This window comes from Thalassotalea ponticola, assembly GCF_041379045.1.
In the GTDB taxonomy this organism is placed as follows: Bacteria; Pseudomonadota; Gammaproteobacteria; order Enterobacterales; family Alteromonadaceae; genus Thalassotalea_A; species Thalassotalea_A ponticola.
The window spans coordinates 745567-763340 of sequence record NZ_CP166871.1 but is presented as its reverse complement, the minus strand read 5'-3'; the positions used below and the strand labels follow the sequence as shown (position 1 = coordinate 763340).

14 protein-coding genes are annotated in these 17774 nt (G+C 45.8%); 9 read left to right on the top strand and 5 right to left on the bottom strand.

Annotated features, from left to right (window positions below):
• Nucleotides 1-63: 63 nt before the first annotated feature.
• The 5 genes from ACAY30_RS03295 to ACAY30_RS03275 all read left to right on the top strand — a co-directional run bounded on the left by ACAY30_RS03295 (nt 64) and on the right by ACAY30_RS03275 (nt 5809).
• On the top strand, nt 64-1890 hold the full coding sequence (locus ACAY30_RS03295; protein ID WP_290250862.1) for a DUF885 domain-containing protein: 1827 nt from the start codon (nt 64-66) through the stop codon (nt 1888-1890).
• Nucleotides 1891-2094: 204 nt separating this feature from the next.
• Nucleotides 2095-3339 carry a threonine/serine exporter ThrE family protein gene (locus tag ACAY30_RS03290; RefSeq protein WP_290250863.1) on the top strand — a complete coding sequence of 415 codons (1245 nt, stop codon included), beginning with the start codon at nt 2095-2097 and terminating at the stop codon, nt 3337-3339.
• 5 nt (nt 3340-3344) lie between these two features.
• Complete coding sequence (locus tag ACAY30_RS03285) at nt 3345-4115, top strand: NRDE family protein (RefSeq protein ID WP_290250864.1); 771 nt, start codon at nt 3345-3347, stop codon at nt 4113-4115.
• A 91-nt stretch (nt 4116-4206) separates the two neighbouring features.
• Complete coding sequence (locus ACAY30_RS03280; protein WP_290250865.1) at nt 4207-4950, top strand: SDR family NAD(P)-dependent oxidoreductase; 744 nt, start codon at nt 4207-4209, stop codon at nt 4948-4950.
• Between the two features lie 13 nt (nt 4951-4963).
• A complete protein-coding gene (locus ACAY30_RS03275) occupies nt 4964-5809 on the top strand; it encodes an amidohydrolase (protein WP_290250866.1) in 846 nt (281 codons plus the stop codon).
• Between the two features lie 127 nt (nt 5810-5936).
• On the opposite strand, the gene ACAY30_RS03270 is transcribed toward ACAY30_RS03275, so the two are convergent.
• Nucleotides 5937-7115, bottom strand: coding sequence for a mandelate racemase/muconate lactonizing enzyme family protein (locus ACAY30_RS03270; protein WP_290250867.1), 1179 nt, complete (start codon nt 7113-7115; stop codon nt 5937-5939).
• 32 nt (nt 7116-7147) lie between these two features.
• Nucleotides 7148-7915, bottom strand: a complete 768-nt coding sequence (locus ACAY30_RS03265; protein WP_290250868.1) for a class II aldolase/adducin family protein — start codon at nt 7913-7915, stop codon at nt 7148-7150.
• Between the two features lie 180 nt (nt 7916-8095).
• On the opposite strand from ACAY30_RS03265, the gene ACAY30_RS03260 reads away from it, so the two are divergent.
• Nucleotides 8096-9010 (top strand): L,D-transpeptidase family protein, encoded by a 915-nt coding sequence (locus ACAY30_RS03260; protein WP_290250870.1) that lies wholly within the window; start codon nt 8096-8098, stop codon nt 9008-9010.
• A gap of 120 nt (nt 9011-9130) precedes the next feature.
• Here the strand turns inward: ACAY30_RS03260 and ACAY30_RS03255 are convergent, their stop codons facing one another.
• Nucleotides 9131-9415, bottom strand: coding sequence for an Lpp/OprI family alanine-zipper lipoprotein (locus tag ACAY30_RS03255; RefSeq protein WP_290250871.1), 285 nt, complete (start codon nt 9413-9415; stop codon nt 9131-9133).
• 733 nt (nt 9416-10148) lie between these two features.
• Between ACAY30_RS03255 and putA the strand changes: the two genes are divergently transcribed.
• Nucleotides 10149-13943 carry a bifunctional proline dehydrogenase/L-glutamate gamma-semialdehyde dehydrogenase PutA gene (gene putA / locus ACAY30_RS03250; RefSeq protein WP_290250872.1) on the top strand — a complete coding sequence of 1265 codons (3795 nt, stop codon included), beginning with the start codon at nt 10149-10151 and terminating at the stop codon, nt 13941-13943.
• Nucleotides 13944-14049: 106 nt separating this feature from the next.
• On the opposite strand, the gene ACAY30_RS03245 is transcribed toward putA, so the two are convergent.
• The gene (locus ACAY30_RS03245; protein WP_290250873.1) at nt 14050-14802 is read right to left on the bottom strand and encodes a DUF4097 family beta strand repeat-containing protein; all 753 of its coding nucleotides are present in this window, start codon (nt 14800-14802) and stop codon (nt 14050-14052) included.
• A gap of 90 nt (nt 14803-14892) precedes the next feature.
• Between ACAY30_RS03245 and ACAY30_RS03240 the strand changes: the two genes are divergently transcribed.
• On the top strand, nt 14893-16179 hold the full coding sequence (locus tag ACAY30_RS03240) for a CinA family nicotinamide mononucleotide deamidase-related protein (protein ID WP_290250874.1): 1287 nt from the start codon (nt 14893-14895) through the stop codon (nt 16177-16179).
• A 183-nt stretch (nt 16180-16362) separates the two neighbouring features.
• Complete coding sequence (locus ACAY30_RS03235; protein ID WP_290250875.1) at nt 16363-17175, top strand: DUF2884 family protein; 813 nt, start codon at nt 16363-16365, stop codon at nt 17173-17175.
• Nucleotides 17176-17284: 109 nt separating this feature from the next.
• On the opposite strand, the gene ACAY30_RS03230 is transcribed toward ACAY30_RS03235, so the two are convergent.
• On the bottom strand, nt 17285-17740 hold the full coding sequence (locus ACAY30_RS03230) for a hypothetical protein (protein WP_290250876.1): 456 nt from the start codon (nt 17738-17740) through the stop codon (nt 17285-17287).
• Nucleotides 17741-17774 lie beyond the last annotated feature (34 nt).

Here is a 17774-nt window from a genome sequence, read left to right as displayed (position 1 = left end):
TGATTTGCTTGTCTTTTATTGGCAAGGTATGGGGCACAATCTGTATTTCAGTGAGTCCATGTTATGAAAAAACACTTATTAGCAAGCGCCGTTGTATTAGCGCTGACAGCGTGCTCAGAGCCGAGCAGCCAAAAAAACAATCCACCACAATCAGAAATCGCACCAGCAGTGCAAAACGACAACCAAGCCAGTGCTGTTGACTCTGCACAAATCAACCAACAATTTAGTCAATTTGCATCTGATCTTATCGATCAACTCTGGCAACGCAACCCGGGTTATGCGGTATACGTCGGGTACTACAAATACGACGATCAGTTATCGGTACCAAGTGCTGACAAACTCAATCGAGATGTGGCGATTGCCAAACAGCAACTTGCCAAGCTCAACGAGTTTGACGTCAACGCATTAAACACCAACAATGCCAGTGACTATTACATTTTAAAAAACCACTTAGAATCACAAGTATTTAGTGTTGAAGAATTAAAAAGCCATCAATGGGACCCTTCGTCCTATAACGTCGCTGGCGTATTTGGGGTGATTTTAAATACCGAATACAAGCCGATGGAAGAGCGCTTGCGCACTATCTATCGTCGCATGCAGTCTATTAAGGACTACTATCAAGCGGCTCAGCAAAATATCACAACGCCAACCATTCCTCATACCGAGTTGGCGATCAGCCAAAACCAAGGCACCATCAACCTGTTTGACGGCGCACTGAAACAAGCGGTTGAACAATCGAACTTATCAGAACAAGAAAAGGCAGATTTTGCCGTCGCCATAGACCAGTCAGTCACTGCGATAAACGACTACATCAGCTTTTTACAAAATACGCTGAGCGACATAAAACAAGACGGCACAGCCAAAGATTTTCGCATTGGTGAGTCTCTGTACGAGAAAAAGTTTAAGCTCGACATATATTCAGGATTGACGGCCAAGCAGTTATATCAAAAAGCTGTCGCAGAAAAAGCGCGCGTTCACACCGAGATGATCAAGCTAACCGAGCAGCTGTGGCCTAAGTACTTTGCCGAACAGGCCATGCCCGAAGACAAACTCATTGCGGTAAAACAACTGATTGATCACCTATCAGTTAAACACGTAGAGCGCGATAACTTTGTAGCGGCGATAAAAGCACAAATTCCCGAGCTCGAAAAGTTTGTCATGGAGAAAAACCTGATCGAGATGGACCCTGACAAACCCTTGGTTGTGCGTGAAACTCCGGAATATATGCGCGGTTTTGCCGGTGCCTCAATTAGTGCTCCAGGACCATACGACAGCGGTGCAAATACCTATTACAACGTTACCCCGTTAGATGACTTCAACGACGAACAAGCCGAAAGTTATTTGCGCGAGTACAACCATTGGATTTTACAAATCTTAAATATTCACGAAGCCGTACCTGGACATTACACTCAATTAGTGCACAGCAATAAATCGAAATCATTAGTAAAATCTATTTTCGGCAATGGTGCTATGGTCGAAGGCTGGGCTGTTTATACCGAACGGATGATGTTAGAACAGGGCTATGGCGATTACGAATCTGAACTGTGGTTAATGTATTACAAATGGAACTTGCGCGTGATCATGAACTCAATCATTGATTACGCCATTCAAGTCAAAGGCATTGGCGAACAGGAGGCGCTGGACATGATGATCAACGAAGCGTTCCAACAACAAGCCGAAGCTCAAGGTAAATGGCGCCGTGCCACCTTATCACAAGTACAGCTGACCAGTTATTTTACCGGTTACTCAGAAATTTACGATCTGCGTGAGGAGCTGAAGCAAAAAATGGGCAACGACTTTGACCTTGCCGACTTCCACAATACATTTTTGAGTTACGGCAGTGCGCCAGTACCGATTATTCGTCAAATGATGTTGGCTGACCAACCGTAGCAATAATCGATTAAAGGCTCATTATATGGGCCTTTATTTTTTATCTGGGGTAGGTTTTGTGTTATCGCGATAACGCTGCCAAACTCAGTTATCCGGTGTCATAATACACAGTAAAAACAAGCGAGGAATAATGCGTCATCACGCAATAAAAACTAACCATATAAAGCAATTAGATGTAAAATTAACGGTCAACAAGTATTGATTATGGAAGATAGGACAGTTGCATTGAAACCGGACTCGTTTACACAAAAGCGTCACTTTATTATTGCCTTAGGTAAAATGTTGCATCGTTACGGTGCCACTACCTATCGCTTAGAGAACCACTTAAAAAGTGTGTCCAAACTGCTTGATGTGCCTGCGTCTTTTGTACTCACTCCGACATCGTTAACTTTTGTACTGTACAATATTGAAGATCAACAAGAATACAACTTCATTGTCAGAGTCGATCCTGGCGGTATCGATTTGGCTTCGCTGTCTCACACCAACCAGTTGGTTGAAGAATTATCATCGGGACAGCGCACCCTTAATGAAGCAATTCAACGCCTACAAGAAATTGAAAAGATGCCACCGCCCTACCCGGCCTTTCTCACTTTTCTGGGCTTTGGTGCATCCAGTGGTGCTTTTGCCATGCTGCTCGGCACATCGTGGAATGATATCTTTTGGTCGACTCTACTGGGTTTTGTCGTATTCTTGCTGGTACTCTGGTCTGAGCGTTCAAAGGGGATAGCCAATGCCCTTGAGCCATTATCTAGTATTGTCACCGCGCTGTTAGCCAGTGCCATAACCTTAATTGATCCAACGGTTAATGCTCCATTGGTCATTCTCTCGAGTATCATCCCTTTTATTCCTGGCTTATCGTTGACCACGGGACTGAGCGAGCTTGCCGAACGACATCTAATTTCGGGAACTGCAAAAATTATGGATGCTATCATGGTACTGTTTAAGCTGTACTTTGGTGCAATCTTAGGGTTAACCATAGGTAATTTAATGTGGGGAGCGGTTGAAATGGTTGAAGTCGACCACGTCCCTGCTTGGACGGCGTGGCTTGCGGTACTTATTTTGTCGTCATCCTTGGTGATTACCTTTAAAACCAGACCTCGACACGCATTTTGGGGCATTTTGTGTGGTTTTATCGCCTTCGGTTCAAGCGCTTGGGCAGACTTATACTTAGGCGCTTCATTAAGTGCCTTTGTTGGAGCCTTCGCCATTGGTATATATTCGAGTATGTTTGCTCGTATCGGCAAAGAGCCTGCGGCGGTTGTACTGTTGCACGGCCTAGTTGTGTTGGTACCGGGTTCAAAAGTCTACATCGGTTTAAACACGATGATCACCGGTAGTGAAATTATTCGCGCCGACCACATTGGCTCACAAACGTTTTTAATCTTTATGTCATTAGTGGCGGGACTGATATTTGCCAATGTGGCTCTGCGGCCAAAAGACGCGTTGTAACAGTGATGTGCATTTTATTTATTGCGATACAACAACACCCAGATTACCCGTTAATTGTCGCGGCTAATCGCGATGAATTTCATCGTCGGCCGAGCCAACAAGCCCATGTGTGGCTGAGCGATGAGTCAATCATTGCCGGCAAGGATTTGCAGCAAGGCGGCACTTGGCTTGGGGTTAATCAACGCGGTCAATTTGCCGCATTAACCAACATCCGTGACACTAGCGCTCACCGCGATGAGGCGCTAAGCCGCGGTAATTTAGTGGTAAACGCCTTAACCAATCGCCTTAATCGCGCATCGCTTAATGCAAACTATATGAACTACAATCCGTTTAATTTAGTTTTCAGCGAACAAGATACACTGTGGTATTTTCACAGCCAGAGCGCACAGTTTAGTCGCTTAGAACCCGGGTTTCACGCCATTTGCAATGGTAAGATGGATGACGTTTGGCCCAAAATGGCACATGGTGAGCAGGCGTTAGAAGCGTTAATTAATGCGGCAAAACAACGCGCTATGGTCCCGGATAGTGAGCAGCTATTCACGCTTTTAACCAATAAACAACAAGCGCCTGAGCATTTACTCCCCAATACAGGAGTTGGCTTGCAATTAGAAAAAATGTTGTCGAGTATTTTTATCACCTCTGACGACTATGGAACGCGATCCAGCTGTGTTTTGCTGCGCGATAAATACTCAAAGGTGCGCTTTTACGAGCGTACCTATAATCGACAAGGTGCCGTTGTTGGAGAGCAACAATTTGTCACTCATGGCCAACATTAATCAATGGCGGTGACGTCGACGCAATGACAACGAGTCACAATCGCGACGTCATACGTCGAATTAAAAACAACTATTACCCATAGAGCATGTTATGAATCAATCCCCCCAACAAAATGTATGTATTGTCACCGGAGGCTCTTCTGGTATCGGTTTGGCGATTTGCCAAGCGTTTGTCGATGCAAATTACCAGGTGTACAATTTAGATATTCAACCATCTGCCGTTGGTCATTACATCGAGTGCGATATGCGCGACCAAGTAAAGGTCAAGCAAGCCATCACAGATATTATCACTCAGTGTAAACGCATTGATGTGCTTATTTCCAATGCCGGCATGCATTATTCGGCAACCATTGAAAATACCTCTATGGATGCTTTCGAGCGAGTTTTTTCGTTAAACGTCAAAGGAGCCATTAGCGCGACACAAGCGGTATTACCGATGATGAAACAACAACGCAACGGCGTTGTTTTGTACATCGCTTCCGATCAGGCACTGATCGGTAAAACCGGCTCGTTTGCTTACAATTTGTCAAAACATGCGCTCGCTTCAATGGCCAAAACCACCGCTTTAGATTACGCTTCGTTCAACATTCGAGCCAACGCCATTTGCCCAGGCACGATTGAAACGCCGCTGTATCACCAAGCCATCGATAACTACTGCCAAAAAAGCGGTGAAAACAAGCAGCGAGTGCACCTTGAAGAAGCGTCACTGCAACCGCTAAATCGACTCGGACAACCTGAGGAAGTCGCGCAGTATGCGTTGTTTTTAGCATCCGACAAGGCCTGTTTTATTACTGGCTCACTGCAGGTTATTGATGGTGGCTACACAGCCAAATAGCCGAGGTATTGACGTGCTCAGTAAGATTATTGACCCACATGTGCACTTATTTAATCTCGAGCAAGGAGATTATCACTGGCTCGACAGCACTAAACCGCCTTATTGGCCGGATAAACAGCGCATTTGTCACAATTACAGCGATACAGATTTAAAACTGCCAAACGGTGTGCAATTAGGCGCGATAGTGCACATTGAAGCAGGCTTTGACAATAGTCGTCCAGAGCGCGAAATAGCATGGCTTGAACAAAGCGTCCAAACACCGCTCAAAACCATCGCCTTTGCCGATATAACCGCCTTCGATTTTGGCCAGCGGTTACACCGCTTAACCCAGTACCAAAGCGTTGTTGGTATCCGCCATATCCTCGACCACCAAGCCTCATCTATTTTAGCGCTAGCACAAACGCAGCAAAACCTTCGCATATTAGCCGAGCACGCATTGCTATTTGAGTGCCAAGCAGATTTAACTGAGCCAACAACTCTAGACCATTTATTAACTATCCTGGCTGATAATCCCGCGCTGTTCGTGGTTATCAACCACTGTGGTTTTGCGGGTTTGCCCTTATCGCAGCCATTGCATCGCCACCTCTGTCGACTTGCCCATACGGGCCAAGTAGCAATCAAATGCTCTGGCTGGGAAATGACCGACCGGCATTGGTGCGAGACCGAGATGGCTGATATGGTGACCGCCTTGTTGGGTATTTTTACTGAGCAACAGCTGATGATGGCCAGTAATTTTCCGCTGTCGTTGTTGTCGGTGGATTACCAGACGCTGTGGCAACGCTACTTGCAACTGCCAGTTAACAGTACAACCTTGCAAAAAATTTGTCACGATAACTCCAAACGCATCTACGGCTTGTAGCTCAATAACACCAGGCCACTCGCTCGATAGTTCATTGCGCGATAATCGCTACGCAAGAAATAGGCGCTTTACCTTAACGGCGCAAACAGCAACGGGTCACCCTAGGTTAAACGCGGTTTACTAATCGCTATTTACCGACCACCAAATGCGGTGATCGGTAAACGATCTCATCATTCAGTTCAATGCCGAGGCCGGGAGCGTCGCTCACCTGAAAAAAACCATTCACTGGTTGTAAGTCCTGTACGCACAACTCGCGATTCCACTCTTTGATCGCATACGTGTGGTGCTCGTGAATTAAAAAATTAGACAGTGCGGTTTCTAACTGCAAAGAGGCTGCTGTTGCGACGGGGCCACCACAGACGTGCAATTGAATCTTAACATCGAATGCATCCGCATAGTCACACACTTTTTTGGTTTCAGTAAAGCCACCACAAAGACCAACATCGGGTTGCAGTACATCAATGGATAAGTCTTGCATGTAAGGTTTTATACCCCAGCGATTGTAAAGTCGTTCGCCACCAGCAATGGGAACATTGACTTTATCCGCGACCTTTTGGTGTAAGTCGGCGCTGAGATAATGCACTGGCTCCTCAAAGTACAAGCAGCGAAACTCCTCGACTAATTCGCCAAGCTGAATGGCGGTTGACACCGACGGCAGTGAATGGCACTCAAAAATGATATCAACATCGTCACCTACCGCATCGCGTATCGCTTGTAAGCGGGCGCGAAACAAGCGCATATCAGGTTGACTAAACAGTTTAGTGCGCTCAAAAAAACAATTGCCCTTGGCGTCGTACATGATCGGATCAACTTTTACCGCATCATAGCCTTGCTGTATCGCTTTTTCTGCAGCTTTACCGTAATCTTCAGGGTCAAACAAGCGATTAACTTGCTGGTCCCAGTCAAACTGTAACTGAGAGGCATAAGTGCGCAATTGCGAGTTTACTTTGCCCCCGAGCAATTGGTAGACAGGCACGTTTAAGGCTTTGGCTTTAATATCCCACAACGCGGTATCAATCGCACTCATCGCCGCATAGATCACCGGTCCGCCACCAAGCCCCCAAAAACTCTCGCGCAACATTCGCTGCCACAGTAACTCGGTATTAAACGGATCATGGCCGATTAACATTGCCTCTGCGATTTCTTTTATCATGTTTGCCGCAGCGCTGTGGCCAAGGTCATAAGCCAGTCCTGCTTCACCGACACCGCTAATCCCTTCATCGGTGTGAATACGGACGAAAACTGGGTTCCATACGTCTCGTTTCGGGCAGTGTATATCAAATATTTCAACGCGATTTACTTTCATAGCATGCGGTCCAATGTTGATAGAGAGATAAATTACCGTGCAAAATCTGGGAACAACCGTTTGGCTTTGCGCAGCATTGCTGGCCAAGCTTTTTGCCCACCTGTTTGACCACTGTGAACAATATTGGCTTGTTTGTAAACACTGTCTATTATGTGTTGCTTTACCGGTACAATAGGCTGTCCGCTGGCCTGCATGGCCAATTGAATTTCACATGCGCGTTGTAAATCGTAAAAGCGCATAAACGCATCGCCAATCGTTGGTCCAAGGGTCAGTGCACCGTGATTTGGCAATAACATATGGTTTGTATTGGCCAAGTCATCTTGCAAGCGCTTTCGCTCGTCGAGATTTACCGCCAAGCCCTCGTAGTCATGGTAACTGAGGCTAGCAAGAGAAAACATCGCGTATTGGCTAAGTGGCAACAAGCCCTGTTGCTGTGAGGCGACGCAAATTGTCGCAGGAGTATGCAAGTGAATAACGCATGTCGCGTCGTGACGCACTTCGTGAATCGCACTGTGAATGGTGAAGCCAGCAGGGTTAATCGCTAATTCAGAGCCGTCAAGTATGTTGCCTTGTATATCAATTTTCACCAAATTAGAGGCGGTCACCTCATCGAAAGCGACGCCAAATGGATTGATGAGAAATTGTTTACTGTCACCAATGCGCGCCGAAATGTGGGTATAAATTAAATCGTCCCATCCCATATGTGCCACCAAGCGATAGCAGGCGGCTAAATCAACGCGAGTTTGCCATTCCTGCTCACTCACCAAATTTTGCAAATTGCGCTCGACTAATTTGTCCACGTGTCATCCTTTTATTGTTATTTCGCCTTCCCCTCTTATGTCTGCAATCGCACAAACCAAAGGGGTGCTGAGCATAATATCGCTGCGATAACTGGTAATAACGCAATGACCAGAGTAAACTAACCATACCTCTAACCAATTATTTTCGTCTATCGCATTTAGCTTTAAGTTAGCATACAAATGAATAAAATATCGTATTCTTTAATCGGTTTTTGCTTGTTATTCATTAACTTAACAAGTGAGGCTCTTGAATTTGACCTACCTGAAGGCAAAAGTCGCTTGGTCGGTGAGATCACCCATTACACCGTGCAACAAGGTGACTACTTTCAAAAAATTGCCGAACAATTTCACGTTGGTTTCCTAGCACTGATGGAAGCCAACCCCGGTGTTGACCCCATGCGCCCGGAACCGGGCAGTGAGCTTGTTATTCCCACACAAATGATTTTGCCGTATGGCAACAACGAGGGCATTGTTATTAATCTGTCGGAGTTGCGTCTGTATTTCTTTGATCAACAGAAGCAAAAAGTGCATGTATTTCCCGTCGGCATTGGCAAAATAGGCCATATGACACCGACTCTTATTGATAAGATTACCGAAAAGCGCACCAATCCCAATTGGTTTCCTACGGCAGATCACCGCAAAGAATACCTCGCCAAGCACGGTGTGGAAATGCCGCGTATGATCCCAGCAGGACCAAACAATCCATTGGGCGATTACGCCATGCGCATTGGCACCAGCGCCTATCTCATTCACGGAACCAATCAGCGATTTGGTATTGGAATGCGCGCAAGTGCCGGGTGTATTCGCATGTATCCGCAAGATATAGAGTGGCTATTTAAAAATTCACCACCGGGGACACCGGTAAAAATTATCGACTCGCCAATTAAAATGACCTATCACGACCAACAAACCCGCATCGTTGAGGTACACTCCCCTCTAACCGATGACAACGGTGAGGTACCAAGCCTGTTACCGTTATCCGATGGCGTCAAAAAATTTATCGGCGACAGCCCGAATCACTTACAGCAAATCGAACAATTGATCATGAACCCAACCGGCGTGCCAGTGCAGATACGCTCGCCGGCGCCGATGTAACTCAACAGGGCAATTTGATACCAACAGCTCGCCCTGTTAAAACGTCCTGGTAAGTAACGCGTTTATCTTTAAAAACAAAAAAGCCGGCTTTGAGCCGGCTTTTTAAATGCTTGTACGTGTTTACTTTTTGTATGAACTTACGACGTTGTCAATACGATCATTGGCTTTTGCGGCTTCTTCTGCCGCAACTTCTGCCATGTCTTTCGCGTCTTCTGCGACAGCCATAGTTTTAGCTTGATCAGCTCGCAAGCTTGCGTGTTCTGCTGACAGTGAATCAACTTGAGCCATTAAGCTATCAAGTTTGTCATTCACTGTAGGGCCTACATCTTCCATATCATCAGATGAAGCGCACCCAGTTAAAGCTAGGGTTAACACCGCACCTGAAAGCGTAATTAACTTTTTCATCCTGTCGACTCCAATTTGATACTGTTGTTTAAATGAGTTATCTACTCAGAAATGAGTATGGCATAAAATAAAAAAAATGCACTTACTGTTTATTATTTAAGCGCAAAAAAAATAAAATTTATTTTATGTAAAACAATAACTTTAATTCATCCGGCGCGGCTATAAAGAGGTTTTAGGCTGCGTTTTGCACTCTGCTAGGCACTGCTTATATTGACGTTATTATCGACATACCAACGGCTATTGCCCGCCGCCTATTTCCCCGCATCTAGCTCTATCGAGGGGCTATTGACCTTTTCTGAATTTTTATGCAGCGATTTAGTGCGAATTTTTGCAAGACGGCGCTGTTAACCTCCAGCGGAATGCGCAATAACGCGGTAAACGTGCTCAATAAACGCAGTCAAAAGGATTGATTATTATTCACTGATAGGCGCAGGCATCAGCGTCTGTAGCTGTTCGATAAGTCCGCTTTTGGTTGCGCTAGAGCAAAACATTTAGCGCTCAGTTCAACCAGCTGATTGTGTAATCGCTCGGGTAAATTTTTACGGTTCACGTCAAACTGGCTCGAGTAAATAGCCGACACCGAAGATTTTAGAATAATATATCGCAATAGCGGTTAAAAACGATATATATATCTAAAAAACATCTGAACAACGTAGGCACATTCGGTGTCAAATCTGGCATTATGCGCCGAATTTTTTACGTCAATGACATTACTATAACGCAGGTTTGCAATATGCTATTTAACGGAAACTTGACTACTGACGATGCAATCCGTCAGCAAATTCGTGATCATTATCGAGCAAACGAGAATGACGTTCTTGAAACCCTTTTACCTTTGGCCGAAGTTGGTGCAAAAGCGCGCTCTCGCGTGTGGGAAAAAGCACGTCAATTCGTCGTCCAAATTCGCAAGGACCAAGTGGGCAAAGGCGGTGTAGACGCCTTGTTAAACGAGTTTTCTTTATCAACAGAAGAAGGCGTTGTGTTAATGTGCCTTGCTGAAGCTTTACTACGTGTGCCTGATAAAGAAACCGCTGATCGATTAATTCGCGACAAACTTGCCGATGGCGATTGGAGTTCACACATTGGTAACTCAGACTCTATTTTCGTTAATGCCTCGGCATGGGGCCTGTTGTTTACCGGCAAGCTAGTTACCTATACTGATCAGAATAAAAAAGACCAGTTTGGCCTTCTGAAAAAAATGGTCGGTCGCTTAGGTGAACCGGTTATCCGTAAAGCAGTGCGCTACGCAATGCAAATCATGGGCACCCAATTCGTTATGGGTCATCACATTCAAGGTGCCATTGAACGCGCTGAAAAAACCGAAGCAAAGGGGTATACGTACTCTTATGACATGCTAGGTGAAGGCGCGCGCACCATGGACGATGCTGATCGCTATTACAATAGTTATGTCAATGCGATTCACGCCATTGGCAAAGCAGCCAAAGGTCGTGGCCCACAAAAAAGCCCAGGCATTTCAATAAAGCTGTCGGCTATTCACCCTCGTTATGAATTCACTCACAGTGAACGCGTATTTAATGAGTTAGTGCCACGCCTGAAAGAGCTTGCGCTATTAGCCAAGTCATACAATATCGGCTTCACCGTTGACGCCGAAGAAGCGGATCGCCTCGATATTTCGCTTGATGTCATCAGTAGCGTTTTCCTAGATAGCGACCTCGACGGCTGGGATGGTTTTGGTATCGCTTTACAAGCGTATCAAAAGCGTGCTTTATACGTTGTTGAATGGGTACGCCAACAAACTCTTCAAGCAAAGCGCCAAATGATGGTGCGTTTGGTTAAAGGGGCTTATTGGGACAGCGAAATAAAAATCGCCCAAGTTGAAGGCTTAGAAGACTTCCCTGTGTTCAGCCGTAAGCCATCAACAGACGTGTCTTATCACGCCTGTGCTAAACGCTTATTAAGCTATCGCGATACGATCTATCCGCAGTTTGCCACTCACAACGCCTACACCGTAGCCACCATCATTGAGATGGCCGGTAATGGTCAAGGTTTTGAATTCCAACGCTTACACGGTATGGGTGAGTCTTTGTATGACCAAGTGGTAACCGGTGAACGCATTCCTTGTCGTGTATACGCACCCGTTGGTGAGCACTCAGATCTATTAGCGTACTTAGTACGACGCCTATTGGAAAACGGTGCTAACAGCTCATTTGTTAACAACATCGTTGACGATAACATTCCAGTAGAGTCGTTACTGTACGACCCGGTAGAAGAAGTGCGCAGCTGGGCCGACAAATACAACCCAATGATCCCGCAATCGATCGAAATCTACGGTGCTGAGCGCAACAACTCAAAAGGTATCGATTTGACCAATGTGGATCAAATCACCGTAATGCGCGACAATTTAAACCAGTGGTTTGAACAAGCACAAAACTGTGAAGCGATTCCTGGTGGCAAGGCTGTCATTAACCCTGCTAACCACGATGAGATCATCGGTTACTTAAATCACCACTCGCCAGAGCAAATGCAGGATATTCTTGCCAGTGCACATGATGCGTTTGCAGATTGGTCGCAAACATCGGTTGAACACCGCGCAGAAATTTTGCTAAAAACCGCAGATAAGCTGGAAGAGCACTTTGACGAGCTAATCGCCATGTGTATCAAGGAAGCCGGAAAAATCCCTGCGGATGGTGTAGCTGAAGTTCGCGAAGCGGTCGATTTTTGTCGCTACTACGCAGCTCGAGCTAAAGAATTATTGAATAATGGCGATCTGCAGGCTCGAGGCGTCGTTCTGTGTATCAGTCCGTGGAACTTCCCATTAGCTATCTTCCTTGGCCAAGTTGCTGCTGCCATTGTCACCGGTAACACCGTAGTGGCTAAGCCGGCTGAACAAACTAGTTTAATTGCGCTGCGTACCATAGAGCTAATGCAACAAGTTGGTTTGCCAAGTGATGTAGTCGTACCGGTGATTGCTCGCGGTAGTCTTGTGGGCGAACACATTGTTCCGGATGAGCGTATCCAAGCGATTATGTTTACCGGCTCAACCAACACCGGTACCTGGATTTCACAAAAGCTTGCCGAGCGTCAGGGTGAGCCTGTACCGCTAATTGCGGAAACAGGTGGTCAAAACTGTATGATTGTTGACTCAACCGCACTACCTGAACAGGTTGTTGACGATGTAATCACCTCGGGCTTCCAGTCTGCAGGACAACGCTGTTCAGCACTTCGCGTGTTATTTTTGCAAGATGACATTGCCGACAAAGTCATCACCATGATCAAAGGCGCAATGCGCGAGTTACACGTTGCTGATCCGGCCATGTTAAGTACAGACCTAGGTCCTGTGATTGATGAGAAGGCGTTTAATACGCTTCACAACCACGTAGCGTATTTGCAAGACAAAGCTACATTGCACTTTGAGTGTGAGTTGCCAAAAGTTGACCACGGTCACTACTTCTTTGCCCCGCGTTTATACGAGATTAGCGATCTATCGGTACTAAAAGAAGAAGTCTTTGGCCCATGTGTGCACGTTATTCGCTACAAAGCTGAAGAGTTGGATAACGTTATCGAACAAATCAATGGCACCGGTTTTGGTCTAACAATGGGTATTCACACCCGCATTGAAGAAAAGAGTCGATATTTGGCTCAGCAATCTCGCGCCGGTAATGTCTATGTAAACCGCAACATGATTGGTGCAGTGGTTGGCGTACAACCGTTTGGTGGCCGAGGCTTATCAGGTACTGGTCCAAAAGCGGGCGGTCCAATGTACTTAACCCGTTTGGTTAAAAGTATTAACCCGGTAAGTGAAAACCACTTAACGGATGAACAAAAAGCTAAGCTAGAAAGTCAGTTTAATGACTTTTCAACGTCGGCGTGGAAAATTGGCGCTAAATTACAAAACGCCAAAAACGATGAACTGAAATGGCGTTACACCGACTTAACGGTGCGAGTATCTATTGTTCGTCAGTTGCTTGCTCAATTAGCTGAAAGTAAGTTGTTTAAATCCCACGAAGCGGAACTTGAACACGTACTTGACGAAGCGCGCGCTCAACTGACCATGATAGAGAAAGCGTTGGCCAAGCCGACAACGCTACCAGGGCCAACTGGTGAGTCTAACAAGCTGTATCTTGAGCCACGAGGAGTGGTTAGCGTAATCCGCGACCAAGATACCAGCTTTTCTTACTGGTTGTTAGCGGTGGTCTCGGCACTGGCATCAGGTAACAATGTCATCGCCATGGTCGATGAGCAGTACTTGGATGAAGCACAAGCGTGCGAGACGGTATTAACCGAGCTGGGTTTAGTAACCGGTATATTCCAAGCAGTGTCGCTAAACCATTTACCGACGGTACTTGACAATAGTCACCTAAGCGGAGCCGTGATTGCCAGTAACTCGCGTTTGAAGCAATTGATCAATGAGCGTTTGGCAGCTCGCACTGGGGCGATATTGCCTCTTATTACGGCTGACAACAATCGCACTCTGTTTGAGCGTTTAGTGACTGAGAAAACCATCACTATCGATACAACGGCAGCAGGTGGTAATGCGTCGCTAATGACGATGGAAATTGACGAGTAGGCTTTGGGTTAGCTAGGGCGAGTTGATAAAAACGTCGCGATGGTACAACAACCGTCGCGGCGTTTTTTATTGGCTATTCACTGCTGATAACCGCTGCTCTATTGAGCTACTTTTTTACGATAGAAATCGCACCATTGACGGTCTCTAAGGTTATGCGGTTATTGCCGTCGCCGATTTGTGCATCGAGCTCGCTGCCCCAGTATTCGCCTTTAATCACCTCAAGACCAAAATCATTGTTAATCCCGCCATTACCACTACTGGCATCGATTTTTGCATCAAAACTCTCCGCTAAAGACAAGGTTATCGGCCCATTTACCGACTCAATGTTAATCCGTGCATCTTTGGTCGTATCGGCCATACTTATTTCGACCTTGCCATTGACAGACTCAATCTCAACATCGTTGGCTAAACCAGTGGCAACGACAGAGCCATTGACCACATCTGCGTCTATTAGGCCACTGACATTGTCAACTTTCAACGAGCCATTGACCAGCTCAATCTCGCGCAAATCCATCGTCGCTGGCACGTTAATGGTATAGTCGACCGAGCCACTTTGATTGCGACTGCCCCACCCTTTGTCTTTAAACTCGGTTTCAACGGTAATCCGATTGCCATTTTGCTTCATCACCACCGAAATATTTTGCAAGTCATCGCTATCTTTCGCTTGTAGACGAGCGCTAACCAGTACTGAGTTTTCAGACCACGCACTTATCTCGACATCGCCATTGATATTTTCTACCAACAATTGGCCTTTTCCAGTGAGCTCAAAGCGCTTCTCTTGCGTTTTAGATTCACTCGCACCAGCATGAAAAGCAGCTAGCATAAATATCGGTGTTACTAATTTGATTATTGTGTTCATCGTGTTTTCCATTTTATCTGTTTGTTTGTCTGTTATGATGCACACTTATAAAAAAAGGTTTAAAAAAAATTTATTTTTGGGGAAGTGTCTATGTTAAATGTACAGTTATTACTCACCGGTAACGAGCTAATGAGTGGTGACATTGTCGATACCAACTCGGTATTTTTAGCCCGTCAACTCAAGGCTATTGGCGTTGAAATTAAACGCAAAACAACGGTTGGTGACAATCTCGCATTACTGGTAGAACAAATACAACAACTCTCCGCTAGTGCCGACGTGCTTATTGTCAACGGTGGCTTAGGGCCAACCATTGACGACATGACAGCACAAGCTCTGAGTCACGTGACAGAGCGAAAGTTAACCGTTCACCCCGAGGCGCTGGATCACCTAAAAAGCTGGTGTGCAAAGCGCAACTATCCGTTGACGGAGCCAAACCTCAAGCAAGCAACGTTACCTGAAGGCTGTAGCATTGTCGCCAACCCCATTGGCAGTGCGCCTGGATTTCGCGTTAACCACAACCAATGTGAGATTATTTGTACGCCGGGTGTTCCCAGCGAACTCAAAGCCATGTTTACCCAAAGTATCGAACCTTTTCTCAAGCAAAGGTTACCCAATGATCTGCGTGTTGTTACCGAGAAACTGCAGGTGTTTGGGATCGGCGAATCAGGTTTACAACATATGATCGACAATGAGCTTGCCGATTGGCCTAGTGAGTTGGAACTCGGCTTTCGCGCCAGTATGCCTCTTTTAGAAGTCAAAGTGACCAGTCAGAAACCAGAGCACGAGCCCTTGCGCAAGCAATGGGTTAACAGATTAAAACAGTTAATCGGCGCCCACGTGATCAATGACAATGGCGCCAGTCTTGCACAAACTTTGGTATCGGTACTACAACACAAACAATTAACCCTAACCACAGCAGAATCCTGTACAGGGGGCTTAATTGCAGCCAATATTACCGCTATCGCCGGAGCATCTTCAGTTTTTGAAGCGGGGTACGTGACTTATTCAAATAGACAAAAGCAGCGGATGCTTGATGTGGATGAGCAGCTACTCATCGACTGTGGCGCCGTAAGTGAAGCAGTCGTTATCGCGATGGTAAAAGGCGCTCTAAACAAAAGTGGTGCCGATATGGGGATTGCCGTATCGGGTATCGCCGGCCCCGATGGCGGCACCGCTACCAAACCAGTAGGCACTGTGTGGATAGCCTGGGGCAATAAACAACAGATATACACGGCGCAACTTTATTTTCCCGCAGGCCGTCAATACTTTCAAACCTACGTCAGTTGTGCGGCGCTTGACCTCATACGCCGCCTTGCGTTAGACATTGACACACAGCCTCGCTACTTGCGAGAACGCGTACTGCCTAAGAAGAGCTAAGTCGGCTTCGCTACAGAGTGATGAATTTAACCAACTATTGGTTAAATTCACAAAACCAATAATATCCAACCCGCCAATAAATAAGGTTAAGTTATTGTTTTTAATAAACTTATAAATTTATGGCATCTACTTTGCTGTACAATAAATAACAAAGATAATGATACTATTGGAGAGATAACCACAATGAAACAGACTTTACTGGCTGGACTTACCTTAATCTCAGCGATATCTTATTCTGCTGTCGCACATGATGACAATGATGGCAATAATTACAACTTTACCTCAGAGCAATGCTCCATCAAATTGAACTATGGATTAGTGATTAAGGACGAGCAAATTCGCTTTATCGATAACGACCAAACCATAGTACAAATCAACGAACAAACAGACTTGTTCATCAATGGCAAGCTGATTGCTCTTGATAACCAACAACAAGCGCTTTTAAAAGATTACGCTCAAGGTATTCATCGCCAAACACCTGTGGTGGTTAATCTCGCTCATGATGCGGTTGCCATTGCCAGTTCTGCCTTGGGCCACGTATTAGCAGCCTTCTCAGATTCGGAAGACGCCGAACAAAAAATTAATAGCCTTTCAAGCAGGCTTGAACAAAAAATTGGCCAACGCTTTTCAAACGACCAGGGTGACTACTACATAGCACAGCAAAATCTTGACGACTTAGACAGTGTTATTGAAAATGAATTAGAGAGTGAGATTGACGAGTTAACCGCAAGTATCGTGGGTAATTTACTGATTGCGGCGGGTAAGGCGATGAATGAAGAAGAAGGAAGTTTTGCCGAAAAAATGGATGCTTTTGGCGCTCGTATGGAAGCGATGGGCGAAGAAATCGAGCGCACTGTAGAAACTGAAGCCTTGGCTTTAGAGCAACACGCAGAAGAGCTTTGCCAAGGACTCAAACAGCTCGACGATACAGAATTGCGATTACAACAGCACATTGATGATTTCAAAGACATCAACTTAATCGACGTTGAATCGTGATCTGAATTAGACTGCGTCACCACAACGGGTGGTTGATTCGTGTACATCGAATAGCCATCTGTTGTGCTCATGCCCTATAGTTATCAGCTCCCCCTCCCAAATACTCAGATCACTCACTCACCGCTCGCATTGAATTGTCTTGATCGGGCTGAATGCGCTGAAAGCGCCGACCGATACGCCCCGTAATGGCAATGACAATGGGTAAGCCCACAAGGGTTATCACCGAAAACCACAACGGGCGATCAAGCACCATCAAGCTACTTAGTGCGCTGACAAAAATTAATAAGCCAACCAAAAATGCCATTACCATACTTGCCCCTTTGGCAATGTAGCAAGCCGCCAAACCACCACAAAAGATGGCCACAAACCAAGCTAAAATGACAAACAACAAAGCCCCAAACGGCAACGAATTAATATACTCTGACAATTGCTGTTGATCGTTAATGTGCAGAGAAGATGGTGGTGGATAAAAAACATGACCAAGCTTTTCAACGCCGTACACCACGGCCAAGGCCACACACCAACCAATGATAACCGCAAGTGGATATCGCAATGATGTAGGCATAGATCCCCCTATTCTTTATTAGGTATAGCATATA

What these genes read in the sequence shown, in the direction of transcription:
- ACAY30_RS03255 (WP_290250871.1), bottom strand. Translation starts at nt 9,415, where the DNA reads ATGAAAAAGTTAATTACGCTTTCAGGTGCGGTGTTAACCCTAGCTTTA.
- ACAY30_RS03280 (WP_290250865.1), top strand. Translation starts at nt 4,207, where the DNA reads ATGAATCAATCCCCCCAACAAAATGTATGTATTGTCACCGGAGGCTCT.
- ACAY30_RS03295 (WP_290250862.1), top strand. Translation starts at nt 64, where the DNA reads ATGAAAAAACACTTATTAGCAAGCGCCGTTGTATTAGCGCTGACAGCG.
- ACAY30_RS03230 (WP_290250876.1), bottom strand. Translation starts at nt 17,740, where the DNA reads ATGCCTACATCATTGCGATATCCACTTGCGGTTATCATTGGTTGGTGT.
- ACAY30_RS03260 (WP_290250870.1), top strand. Translation starts at nt 8,096, where the DNA reads ATGAATAAAATATCGTATTCTTTAATCGGTTTTTGCTTGTTATTCATT.
- ACAY30_RS03290 (WP_290250863.1), top strand. Translation starts at nt 2,095, where the DNA reads ATGGAAGATAGGACAGTTGCATTGAAACCGGACTCGTTTACACAAAAG.
- ACAY30_RS03245 (WP_290250873.1), bottom strand. Translation starts at nt 14,802, where the DNA reads ATGAACACAATAATCAAATTAGTAACACCGATATTTATGCTAGCTGCT.
- ACAY30_RS03235 (WP_290250875.1), top strand. Translation starts at nt 16,363, where the DNA reads ATGAAACAGACTTTACTGGCTGGACTTACCTTAATCTCAGCGATATCT.
- ACAY30_RS03240 (WP_290250874.1), top strand. Translation starts at nt 14,893, where the DNA reads ATGTTAAATGTACAGTTATTACTCACCGGTAACGAGCTAATGAGTGGT.
- putA (WP_290250872.1), top strand. Translation starts at nt 10,149, where the DNA reads ATGCTATTTAACGGAAACTTGACTACTGACGATGCAATCCGTCAGCAA.
- ACAY30_RS03270 (WP_290250867.1), bottom strand. Translation starts at nt 7,115, where the DNA reads ATGAAAGTAAATCGCGTTGAAATATTTGATATACACTGCCCGAAACGA.
- ACAY30_RS03285 (WP_290250864.1), top strand. Translation starts at nt 3,345, where the DNA reads ATGTGCATTTTATTTATTGCGATACAACAACACCCAGATTACCCGTTA.